This window comes from Nonomuraea cavernae, assembly GCF_040655715.1.
Lineage (GTDB): Bacteria > Actinomycetota > Actinomycetes > Streptosporangiales > Streptosporangiaceae > Nonomuraea > Nonomuraea cavernae_A.
The window spans coordinates 1-10,619 of record NZ_JBFAKL010000051.1 but is presented as its reverse complement, the minus strand read 5'-3'; the positions used below and the strand labels follow the sequence as shown (position 1 = coordinate 10,619).

Annotated in this window: 10 protein-coding genes and 1 pseudogene; 8 read left to right on the top strand and 3 right to left on the bottom strand. The window is 62.4% G+C overall.

Annotated features, from left to right (window positions below; all coding sequences use genetic code 11):
* Positions 1-168: 168 nt before the first annotated feature.
* Both AB0I38_RS39725 and AB0I38_RS39720 read right to left on the bottom strand, forming a co-directional pair.
* Positions 169-294, bottom strand: a complete 126-nt coding sequence (locus tag AB0I38_RS39725) for a hypothetical protein (RefSeq protein WP_358495713.1) — start codon at positions 292-294, stop codon at positions 169-171.
* A 38-nt stretch (positions 295-332) separates the two neighbouring features.
* Positions 333-599: a winged helix-turn-helix domain-containing protein gene (locus AB0I38_RS39720; protein ID WP_358495711.1), complete on the bottom strand. Its 267-nt coding sequence runs from the start codon at positions 597-599 to the stop codon at positions 333-335.
* A 221-nt stretch (positions 600-820) separates the two neighbouring features.
* On the opposite strand from AB0I38_RS39720, the gene AB0I38_RS39715 reads away from it, so the two are divergent.
* The 4 genes from AB0I38_RS39715 (at position 821) to AB0I38_RS40495 (ending at position 2,938) form a co-directional block, all read left to right on the top strand.
* Positions 821-1,105, top strand: coding sequence for a hypothetical protein (locus tag AB0I38_RS39715; protein ID WP_358495708.1), 285 nt, complete (start codon positions 821-823; stop codon positions 1,103-1,105).
* 75 nt (positions 1,106-1,180) lie between these two features.
* On the top strand, positions 1,181-1,393 hold the full coding sequence (locus AB0I38_RS39710) for a hypothetical protein (protein WP_358495703.1): 213 nt from the start codon (positions 1,181-1,183) through the stop codon (positions 1,391-1,393).
* 14 nt (positions 1,394-1,407) lie between these two features.
* Positions 1,408-1,860 (top strand): winged helix-turn-helix domain-containing protein, encoded by a 453-nt coding sequence (locus AB0I38_RS39705; protein WP_358495697.1) that lies wholly within the window; start codon positions 1,408-1,410, stop codon positions 1,858-1,860.
* A 394-nt stretch (positions 1,861-2,254) separates the two neighbouring features.
* Positions 2,255-2,938 (top strand): transposase family protein, encoded by a 684-nt coding sequence (locus AB0I38_RS40495; RefSeq protein ID WP_436838829.1) that lies wholly within the window; start codon positions 2,255-2,257, stop codon positions 2,936-2,938.
* 77 nt (positions 2,939-3,015) lie between these two features.
* On the opposite strand, the gene AB0I38_RS39690 is transcribed toward AB0I38_RS40495, so the two are convergent.
* Positions 3,016-4,860, bottom strand: coding sequence for a DUF262 domain-containing protein (locus tag AB0I38_RS39690; protein WP_358495694.1), 1,845 nt, complete (start codon positions 4,858-4,860; stop codon positions 3,016-3,018).
* Between the two features lie 869 nt (positions 4,861-5,729).
* Here AB0I38_RS39690 and AB0I38_RS39685 point away from each other — a divergent pair.
* The 4 genes and pseudogenes from AB0I38_RS39685 (at position 5,730) to AB0I38_RS39675 (ending at position 10,527) form a co-directional block, all read left to right on the top strand.
* Complete coding sequence (locus tag AB0I38_RS39685) at positions 5,730-6,968, top strand: DNA sulfur modification protein DndB (RefSeq protein WP_358495689.1); 1,239 nt, start codon at positions 5,730-5,732, stop codon at positions 6,966-6,968.
* A 163-nt stretch (positions 6,969-7,131) separates the two neighbouring features.
* A complete protein-coding gene (locus tag AB0I38_RS39680; RefSeq protein WP_358495717.1) occupies positions 7,132-8,313 on the top strand; it encodes an IS701 family transposase in 1,182 nt (393 codons plus the stop codon).
* Between the two features lie 7 nt (positions 8,314-8,320).
* A pseudogene (locus tag AB0I38_RS40490) lies at positions 8,321-8,521 on the top strand (hypothetical protein); the annotation flags it as partial.
* A gap of 137 nt (positions 8,522-8,658) precedes the next feature.
* The gene (locus AB0I38_RS39675) at positions 8,659-10,527 is read left to right on the top strand and encodes a site-specific DNA-methyltransferase (RefSeq protein WP_358495684.1); all 1,869 of its coding nucleotides are present in this window, start codon (positions 8,659-8,661) and stop codon (positions 10,525-10,527) included.
* Positions 10,528-10,619 lie beyond the last annotated feature (92 nt).

The window sequence follows — 10,619 nt, the reverse complement described above, 5'->3', positions numbered from 1 at the left end:
GTCGTACTCCGCAATGGCGGCAAGGATCATTTCGCGACGAAGATCGGAGAGTCCCACGACGACAGCCTATGGGCCGATTTATCGCTACACGCGCCGTCGCAACGCTCTCCTCGGCTCAATGCTCTACGCATCGTCCGCAGAGTGTCGCTGATGGCGTGTGGCGCGCGGTCACCCGATCGGCCGGGCTCCGTCCCAGACGTGTTCGAAACTCTCGGCGTAGGTGGCCACCATGTCCCCGCCGACGACCTTGCGCAGGTGGAAGCCGGGCTCGTTGCCGGCGAGCACCCCGTACACGTGGGTCGTGACCTCCGACGATCTTGAGTCTGTAGCGGCTACTCGGGATTGTCGCTGGCCTCGGCTGTCCGCTCCTCGATGGTGGTGACGAAGCTGCCCATGCCTCGCTCGGTTCGAATCCACCGGTCCTTGCGGAGGGCGTTCATGACCTTCTGCGCCGTCTGGGTGGCGATCCCGAACTCTTGGGTCAGATCGATGACCGAGGGGATTCGCTGGCCCGGCTTGTACTGGCCGGTCTCGATGCGCTTGATGATGATGTCTCGCACCTGTCGCCACCTGGGCAGATCGTCGCGCAGCTCGGTCATAGGAACACGTTAGAAGCCCACAGTGCAGCCCTCTTCGCCAACACATGCTGCAGTATTCTATGGTGTACTGCAGAATTATGTTTTATGATGCGGACATGGCTGACGGCGAGGGACCACAACAGAGGGACAGGTGGAGGCTTCCGAGCGTGGGGCGCAGTGTTTGGCGATCCCGGTGAGAAGCCGGCAGTCGAAACGATTCCAGCGGCGAGGAGGGCTCCGACGTGGATGAAGTGATGGTGGGACAGGCCGTGAAGCTGCTCACGGGGCGTCTGGCGAGTTGGACGGTCTGGTACGGCCGGCACACGGGTCGTTTCTGGGCCCTGCTCAATCAACGCCCAGGCGTCCACATCGAGGCTCGGACCCCGGCCGAGCTGGAAGCCCAGGCTGCCGAGGTCGAGAGATGGCTGCTGGGAACGGTCATCGAGGAGTACGCGCCTCCCACCCCGATCGAGGTTGGGCCGCTCAGGCCAAGGCCCCGCCCGCGCCGCAACCCCGAGGCGAGATGATGCCTCTCCCCGAAGGAGCGACGCCCCCCCGGAGCCTCCCGGCGAGGACGTGGCCCCTAGCCTTGCCCGCGGCTCTTGGCCCACCCACCCCGCCGCAGCGCCATACCCCTGGCCACCATCGACTGGACGAAGCCGAGCCCGGTCCGCCTCCAGGTCATCGACCACACCTGCTCCTGCCGGCTGGTCGTCTACGAGCTGCTGAGCAGCGGCGGCAGCTACATGATCCGCCGCCTGCACCAGACCAACCCACCCAGGTCCAGCTACGCCGGCCCCCGGCCACGTCTCTGAGACCCACATCGACAGTGACCAGATGGCTGACCGGCTGGCGGGTCCTTCCTCAGATCGTCGCCCGACTTCGAGAACGGATCGAGATGACCACGTATCCGATGGGAACGATGATGCCCTCCGAGGCGGAGCTGTGCGCCGAGTTCGGCGTCGCGCGCAATACGGTGCGGCGCGCGCTGGCGCTGCTGGAGGCCGAAGGGCTGATCCTGGCCATCCCGGCCAAGGGCCGGCTGGTCCTGGGCGGCGACAAGAGCGGCGATGAGCCGTACCTGTATCAGGCGGTCGCGCGGGATCTTCGTGAGCAGATCCAGCGCGGTGACCTGGCACCGGGCAGCACGGTTCCCAGCGAGGCGCAGTTGCGCCGATCGCACGGGGTATCGCGCAGCACGGTTCGCCAAGCGCTCGCCGTCCTGGAACAGGAGGGTCTGATCGTGTCCGAGCACGGCGGCGGCCGGTTCGTCCGCAGGTGAGACGTCCTGGTGTGGGCACTGGATCGATCCTGGAACTCCAGGCCCATCGTGGGCGGTGGGACAAGCTGCATAGCCTCATGACCTCGCCGCCGCCTGCCTCCACGACATCGGGTACGAGCCGAGTCTGATCGACACCGGCTTCCACCCCTGGGAAAGTTCGGCGCTGCCGCGGGAGCTGACGTACTGCGACATGACCACCGGCCCCAGGGCTCCGGCGAAGCGGCGTTGACGACCTGAGTGTCCGTTTCGAAGGATGAGCCACGCTGCGGGGCATCGCACTCAGGGACCCGGCCCAGGGCAAGAGAACAGGCACGCTCTTCGAGATCACGAGGATCTCTACGCCAAATGATCACCTGAGAAGACCGTGCCCGCTCCGTCATCATCGCCGATCAGTGTGGCTCTCAGCCACCTGACCGAACAGCCCTCAACCTTCGCCTCAGCGTCTGACAGTGTCAGCCTGCTGAAACGCTTCGAGCGCCTTCCCGATCTCCGCCATCCGCGTGGTGTCCGTCACGGTCTGGCCTCGCTGCTGACCCTCGCCTCGGCGGCCGTGCTGGCAGGAGCGCGGTCGTTCACCGCGATCGGCGAGTGGATCGCCGACGCACCCGCCCAGGCCGACGGCCTGGCCTATGTGATCCTGGACGGCACTCTGATCCCGATCGACCGCTGCGCCGAGCCGGCCCTCAGCGTCAAGGGCGAACCCATCGACGCCTGGTACTCCGGCAAGACCCACCAGCACGCCGGCAACCTCCAAGCGCTGTCGGCACCAGGCGGACTGCCGTTGTGGATCGGCGAGGTCGAACCCGGCTCCGTCCACGATCTGACCGCCGCCCGCACCCACGTCCTGTGCGCCCTGTACGCCGCAGCCGCACGCGGCCTGCCCACCCTGGCCGATAGCGGCTACGACGGCGCCGGAATCGGCATCCATGCACCGATCAGTCAAAAAAGCCCTCGGCCGACGTTTCCGCTGGTCAAGGGCGCTTTGCTGCTGGTCGAACCTAGTGCCCCCGGCAGGATTCGACCCTGCGGCACCCGGTTTAGGAGAGCGATTGCGATACTGTCTACCCACAGGGCTTGAACTGCACAAATGCAATCCGTGGCATGTCTCGCATTGATGATCATCCCGTGTGTGTCCCGCCCGCCGAGATTGCCTTGCTACGGTCGTGGCCAGATGATGGCGATGCGCTGCCCCATCGCGGTAGAACGGCTAGTGATCGTTTCATCGGTCCACGTGTCCGGGTACACCGCCACGATCTTGGCGTTGAGTTTCAGGGTTGCATGCTTGAGGAGCAGGCTCCGCTTGCCAATGGTCGGTACCGGGTCGGAAAGTCCTTGTGCCTCTACCTCTCCGTCGGTCCATGGTCGGTTCGAGAGCTTGGGATTGAGACGGTCATTGACCAGGGTCAGATTCCCCAGCGTCTGGACGAGGTGGTCACGGCGTTGACGAGTGGGGTGATCGGCGACGCCGATGTCCCAGTGCTCGCCCCAGCTCTGTGGCATGACGTGCTCGATCGTGAGGCATCCGCGCGGGCAGTGCTCATGCTCTGACCACTTTCCCCTTGCGTCGTCTTCCAGTGCTTCGAGCACCATACGAAGGCGAGTGCGGGTGAGGTCCTTGTACACCTTGACCGTCTGAACGGCCTGGATGACTTCTTGGTCGGAGGGCCAGTAGCCGGCGGTGGCTGTACTCCTTGCGAAGAAGGCCTCCGTAATGTCTCCTGCGACTTCTGGTCCGTTGCGGTCCAGGGCTTGTAGAAGTTCGACGATGATCCGGTTATAGTTCTTGGTGATCAACTTGCAGAGCATGCGGCGAACCAGCCAGCTCTCCATCGCACGAAGTGCCTTGAGACGCTGCTCGATGGGCATCCGCTTCTCTGGCCAGCGCAGGATCCACAACAGGAACGGCCCAACGACTGAGGCCTCCATGACGTTGATGACGCGATAGTAGAAGGTACCTTCGGGGGAGTCCCAAGGGAGCTGCTCAAGCTCCGCATATACCTGTGCATCGGCGGCGAGATCTCGCATGACCTCCCAAGCCGCGAGTTCCGAGGTGCGGATGTGATCGCGGAACTCGGTGAAGACCCGGTCAGCAGGTATGTCACGGAGCCGCCGCATAGTCAGCCAGTAGTTGATAAAGATGTCGACATAAGGCCGATAGAGCCGTCCCTGCCGTACGGAACGACGCCAGTGGTTGGAGTCAAACGGTTTCCAGTACCTCTTGTAGAGGCCCTCGAGATCCTCATTCTGAGCCGTAGCCAGCTGGAAGACCATGTTTTTGATTAGATCGGCGGCGAGAAGCGGCGTGCCACGGTAGTTCAGAGTCTCGAAGATGACCTGTGCGTTGTCACCGGGTTCGAGATCTATTACAACCAGCCTGAGATAGCTCCGGAGTGCGTGCGTTAGTGCCGTGATCCTACGCTTGCACTTATCAGGATCGCCGTCCGGATCCGCCCATTCACTGATCTCCCCCATGAAATACACGTGCGCTGCCGCGATGCTGCTGCTGGCAAGCTCACCTGTCACTTCTCGCTCGTTGTCCATGACGGCACGGAATACGTTCCGATCACGATCGGTTGGCCATACCTTGAAGACCTCGTCGGGTTGCTGTACCAAGTCCCTGTTGTTGAGGACGAGTGCTTCTAGAGCCTTTCCATCGATGGCCGAGCCATGCTGCTCCGCCACGAGCTGCGCGGCATCGAGGAGGATTTGCAGGGTCGTCAGACGCTGCTGCCCGTCAATGACATGTCGTACGGGTATGAATGCGGTCGGAGTCAGTTGCTGTTCCAGGACGATCGCGCCGAGAAAGTGTGGGGGTATCGACGATCCTCCGTAAAGCGAGTCCTTCGCATCTAGGACCTGCTCGGCAACAGCGCGCACGTCGTCCCAGAGGGGCTCCCACTGATCCGCCCTGTTCCAGACGTAGGGGCGTTGGAAAAGAGGGATGAGATATCGGATAGGGCTAGCGAAGATTTCGGCTGGTGTGCGAGTGTCCGCTTTCATGGTTCCTCGGGGGAGGCGCTGATAAGAGGGTGTCTACAGGGAAGGTACTCAACTCGGTGATTCTTACACTCTCAGTCCCCTCTTGAAGGCAGATCCACGCTGGCCAGAGGTAGGCATTCAGCAGCTCCGTGACGCTGTACGAGAGCGGCTGATCAGTCGCCGAGGGAGACAGGGGGTTTCGGTCTGAAGCTAATCGCCTGTGGGGATGGCCCCCGGCAGGCGTTCCTATGAGGGCTAGCACTCCAGTGATACTTCGTAATCTTCCTGGTTGAGGTCACATGACGAGGACCGCCACGTGAGAGAAGCGAAGAGCATGCGGCGGCCGCGGGTCACAGCGTAGACGTTGACACTTGACATGTCATGTTCGAGGGCGAGGTAAGCCGATTCAGTCGAGCGAAGCCTTGCGTACCGTTCAGGCCTACCTCGGCAGACTGTTATCGGATGGGCGGTGAAAGAGTCCTTCTGTGCCGCCAGGGCCAGGGCGGGCTCGATCAGTCCAAGATCCGCACCTGTCAGGAACAGCGCCTGGCGTCACCCTGTGCCCAAAATCTGGCACCTGCTCGCGGTACTGGTCTTCCGCCGCGCTTGGACCGTCAGCTAAGACTTGCACTGGTCAGATTGGTGGTGCCGGCATCACCAATCTCGTGCTCAGAAATATCTCTACCAAGGCAGATCTACACCATGGTCTCAAAAATGAACTGGATGCTAGCAGACATTTCATTGCAATTTGGACATTTAAGAGTGGATTTAATGAAGCGTCTGGCTCTGCCCAACTTCTCTCGTTACTCTTTAGCTTTTATTGGCGCCCACCAAGAGCGTGGCGGACCGAGTAGGAGCTTGTCATCAGCATCAATGTTGATCCTCTGCGTTTGTCGAAGCCGCAGGACTCCAGTACGTACCTGGCGATCAAGACTGTCCAGGGAGGCCGTGCCGTCTACACCACCCGTGTTCCGCTCCTCGATCTCCCTACCATCCTCCCCGTCCCCGATCCGAACAACGTCGATAAGGACAACCGGAAGGTTGACCGCCTTCACGCCAAGCAGTTCGGCGAGTATCTCGACAGCAAGCAGGACTGGGTCGCCCCGGCACTCTTGGCTCGTGACAGCGGCGGATGCTTCTTCGAGAAGGTCGATGAGCAGGGCGCTGTAGGTTATCTCACCGTCCCGTGGGCGATCGGTGGCGTCGGTTCCCTGCGCACCATCGACGGTCAGCACCGCGTGCTCGGCGTCTCTATCGAAAAGCAGCGCATCACCGACGCCATCGCCGCTGTAGACCGCGAGATGGCGCGCAGGGTCAGTCCGGAGAAGGAGGCCAAGCTCCAGGCTGAACGTGAGAAGCTCATTGGCCAGATGAACCGGCTGAAGGCCGAGTACGTCGGCCTGGACATCTACGTGGAACTGGATCCGATCAAGGCCCAGCAAATGTTCGTTGACGTCGCCGACAATGCCAAGGGCATCAGTAGCGCTGTCCGTGCTCGCTTCGACAGCTACAAGGTCGCTAACCGCACCCTATCTGACGTCATAGACCACCCGCTGCTGAAGGGGCGGGTCGACGCTGAGCAGGATCGCATGACCCTGAAGAACCCCAACCTCATGGGTGCTAAGCACGTTGCCGATATCACCCGCGCCGTGATCGCCGGGGCTGGTGGCCGGATCAGTAAGAAGGCCGAGCAGACTCTGACGGACGGCGAAGTAATCGAGCAGGTTAAGGACTTTCTCGACGTCATCTCCAACGCGTTTGCGGGCCTTTCCGCCGTCACAGAGGACGACCCCGAGAAGGAACGTAGGGCCGACGAACTGACCATGGCCCAGCAGTTGCGTCGCGCCTCACTGCTTGGCTCGGTGGGTATGCTGCGCGTTCTGGGTGGTGTGTTCCGGGAGTTGCGCGCAGGCGATAACCCGGTGGAACTCGACGACATCACCGAGTTCTTCAAACGCCTCGACCCGCACATGACCGTGCCGGTCGCCGAGACCAGCATCTGGCGCACCACCGAGGCGGGCGTCGACTTCGAGCCGAACGCCGCCGCACCCATCATGCGGACACAGAACATCGTCCACCTCGTGGGCATCATCACCCACTGGTACAAAAAGGCTCCTGCCGCTCTCTAACTGATCGCAAGGACTAATACTCCAGCCGCACTTCCTGGCTTGACCAGGGCTTATGGCCTGTAGGGCTATAGGGCGGTGGAACGTGAGACGGCTACCGCTGTGATCATTCAGGTGTGATGGATCTGAAGATCATGCGGTGGCCGTGTTGGACAGCGTAGAACACCTGGGAGCGGCCCGTCTGCGGGCTGGCTTGGATGCGGCGTTCGCGCTGGTCGCGGGCCGGTTCAAACGGCCGGAGGTGCGACGACGTGCTCGGCTGTGCATCGAGGGGTTGCTGTCCGGGCTGGAGCGCAAGAACGGCTGGTCGCTGGCCGAGTACGCCGGCGAGAGGAGGCCGGATGGGATGCAGCGGCTGTTCAACGCCGCGAAATGGGACGTCGACGGGGTACGCGACGATTTCCGCGACTATGTGGTCGAGCATTTGGGCGAGCCAGACGGCGTGCTGATCGGCGACGACACCGGCTTCGAGAAGAAGGGCACCGGCTCGGCCGGGGTGCAACGGCAGTACACCGGCACCGCCGGAAAGATCACCAACTGTCAGATCGGGGTGTTCCTCAGCTACGCCACCACCCGCGGCCGGGCAGTGCTGGACCGGGAGTTGTACATCCCGCGCGAGTCCTGGATCGCCGACCTGCAACGCTGCCAGGCGGCACAGATGCCCGGCGAGATCGGTTTCGCCACCAAGCCTCAACAACTGCAGGCCATGATCGAACGGGCGATCACCGCCGGCGTCCCGTTCGGCTGGGTGAGTGCCGATGAGGCCTACGGCGATAACGGGCCGCTGCGCCGCTACCTGGAAAGCAAGCAGGTCGGCTACGTGCTGGCGGTCTCCTGCTCACATCAGATCACCACCGGGGCCGGAAAGATCCGCGCTGATGCGATGGCCAAGAAGATCGGCAAAAGCGGCTGGCAGCGCCTGTCCTGCGGGGACGGCGCCAAGGGCGAGCGGCGCTATGACTGGGCGCTGATCGCCACAGCCAGCCCGCGCCATCACCTGCTGATCCGCCGTTCGATCAGCAGACCGTCGGAGCTGGCCTTCTACCTGTGTCACACACCCGCCCCGGTCCCGCTGGCCCGCCTGATCAGGGTTGCCGGAGCCCGCTGGACCATCGAGGAGTGCTTCCAGGCCGGTAAGAACGAGACCGGATTCGACCACTACCAGGTCCGGCTCTATCCAGCCTGGTACCGATACATGACGCTGGCCATGCTCGCCCTGGCCTTCCTCGCCGTCACCCGAGCCGCTCTGATCGAAGAGCCTGCCCCACCCGAGCGGGCGGGCAGCCGGCAGACCACCCGCCCGCAGACGGCGGTTGAGAGGGGGCCCACCAGCCGCGACACACAGTGATCAACCCATCGCGATCTCCGCCAACGAGATCCGACGCCTGTACGCCCTGCTGACCCGACCACCCATCAACGAGCGCCACACCCTGCACTGGTCCCGATGGCGACAACACCACCAAACCCGCGCCCGACGAAGCCACTACCAGCGACAACAACTCAAAGATCGTAAGTGCGGCTGGAGTACTAGGCGTCTGCCATGCCGCGCCAGTTAACTGGTCAAGACCATCCACCTCCACAACCGCAAAGGTCGCATTCCGGTTTCGGCACGACCACACAGAACCAACCGGGGTAGACGGCCCGGCAGATAGTGTTTCCGGGATGGTCCGAGAATCCTGCGAGGGTGGTCTACGTGGACGACGAAACCAACATCCTTGATCAGCTAGTCAGCCGGGTCGCCGACGAGACTCTGCGCAGCCGGCTGGCGCGCGAGGTGGAACTGCTCCGGGGTTCGCGCCGGTTCGGTCTCGTGTTCGATCGTCATCTGCCCGAGTCGGTCAAGCTCACTGACCATCCCATTCGCAAGGGTGTCCGGGTGTCGCTTCGTGACGAGTCAACCGTCGAGACTTGGCGAGTGGTCAGCTTTGCCGACACGACCCGCACGGTCGCGGTGCTCGACGGCGACGGTGGAGAGCGGTCCGTCTCCGATCTTGTGGTGGTCCGCGAGTTCGGCGAGCCGATCTACCCGGGTCTTCAGTCGATCGAACGTATCCAGAACGGTCCGGCAGACGCCCCGTGGCACACGGTCGTCAACGGCGAGAACTTCCATGCCCTTCAGGCGCTTCGCTGGACGCACCGGGGCAAGGTAGACCTGATTTACATTGACCCTCCGTACAACACTGGTAACGACGGATGGATTTACAACGATCGCTATATCGACAACAATGACCGCGCCAAGTCGTCCAAGTGGCTGTCCTTCTTGGAGCGACGTCTGGAAATCGCCAGCAGCCTTTTGGAGCCGACTGGCGTGATCATTGTGGCCATCGGCGATGAAGAGCACCATCGGCTGAGGATGCTTCTTGATCAGATGTTTGGCCCGGAGAACTTCCTATCGGACGTCGTGTGGCAAGGCGGGCGGAAAAACGACTCCCGCTACGTTTCGAACGGCGCTGACTACATGTTGATCTACGCTAAGGACGAGTTGGCCCTGGCTGAGCGAGAGATCCGGTGGCGTGAAGAGAAGCCGGGCGTTCACGATGTGTTGGTCGCTGCGAAGGTCGTCTGGGATGAAGCAGAACACGACGAGCAAGCAGCTGAGGCAGCGATGCGCAAATGGTTCCGCGCGCAACCAAAGGATTCCCCGATCAAAGCTCTCGGCAGATATGTGTACTTCCTGCCCGACGGAACTCTGTGCCGAGACTCTGACCTCATGAGCCCAAACCCTCGCCCCAACCTGCAGTACGACATCCTGCACCCGGCAACTGGAAAGCCTGCCGTTCGTCATCCGAATGGTTGGCGATGGACGCGCGAGACTATGGATCGAATGCTCGCCGAAGGTCACATTATCTTCCGATCTGATCCCTCCGTCCCACCACGCCTGAAGAAGCCATTGGAGGATGCTCAGGGCCAAGTTGCCCGTTCGGTGTTTGATCGTGAGAGGACCCATGCTGGGAGACACCTTCAGAACGTGTTTGGCGACACTCGTTTCCCGTACCCCAAAGACCACGAAGTCCTGATGCGTTGGATCAGGCTCGCTGCGCCGAAGGACGCCATAGTCGTTGACTTCTTTGGCGGCTCGGGCACGACCACAGAAGCAGTCATGCGGCTGAACGCCGAAGATGGCGGTACGCGGCAGAGCATCCTGGTCACGAACAACGAGCTTGGTGCGCGTGAGGCAAAGCGGCTCCGCAACGAAGGCTTCCATCCTGGCGATCCGGAGTGGGAGCCCAAAGGCGTGTTCGAGTACGTCTGCCGACCGCGCATCTCGACCGTGGTGACGGGCACTCGGCCAGATGGCTCCAAGTACTCAGACGGGTTGGCTGCGAATGTCGAGATGTTCCGCCTGACGTATCTCGATCCCGGCCGCCTGAGGAGTGGTCGCGAGTACGGTCCGGTCGCGCCGTTGATGTGGATGGAAGGTGGCGCTCGCGGTGAGCGGGTCGACGAGGTCCCTGACGACGGTTGGGCACTGACGGAGTCCTACGGCGTGCTGTTCTCGATCGACGCACTGACGCCGTTCGCAAATGCCGTGGCCAAGGCAGCAGCCGGAGAAGCGCCGTGAGCTTCCCCCCGTAGCACGGCCACCTCACCTGAGTTGACCCTGTGTCGGCTGGGAAGGAAGTGCTTCGTGCCTGCACCTCACCCGATTGAGTT